General features: G+C 59.7%; 1 protein-coding gene. It reads left to right on the plus strand.

What is annotated here, in order from left to right:
• A partial coding sequence (locus K7H09_RS24240) for an FAD-binding oxidoreductase (RefSeq protein WP_230806361.1) occupies nucleotides 1-590 on the plus strand: 590 nt, incomplete at both ends.

Consider the following 590-nt stretch of genomic DNA (forward strand, 5'->3'; position numbering starts at 1 on the left):
CAGCGCCTGCCCCAGGCGGCGGTCTACCCCAAGCATGCCGAAGACCTAGAGCGCCTTACCCGGTTGGCCGCGCAAACCACTCACCGCAGCATTGTATTAACGCCCAGAGGCGGCGGCACCGGCACCAACGGTCAGTCGCTCACCGATGGCATCGTGGTGGATGTCTCCCGCCATATGAATCAGATCCTAGAGATCGATGTGGAAGCACGGCGGGTGCGCGTTCAGGCGGGCGTGGTGAAGGATCAATTAAACGCCGCGCTCAAACCCCATGGGCTGTTTTTTGCCCCGGAGCTTTCGACCTCCAACCGCGCCACTATAGGCGGCATGATCTCTACCGATGCCAGCGGCCAGGGTAGCTGCGAATACGGCAAAACCCGTGATCATGTGCTGGAGCTCGATACCATTTTGATCGGTGGAAAGCACCTGCACAGCCGCGCTTTAACATCGGACGAAGAGCAGGCTGAGTGCCAGCAGGAAGGCATTCTGGGCCGCGTACATACCACCGCCGCCAATATTATCGACCAACAGCGCGAATTGATTGCAGCCAAGTTCCCGCCGCTCAACCGCTGCTTAACTGGCTACGACTTGGC

The organism is Halomonas sp. IOP_14 (assembly GCF_021021315.1).
Classification (GTDB): Bacteria; Pseudomonadota; Gammaproteobacteria; order Pseudomonadales; family Halomonadaceae; genus Vreelandella; species Vreelandella titanicae.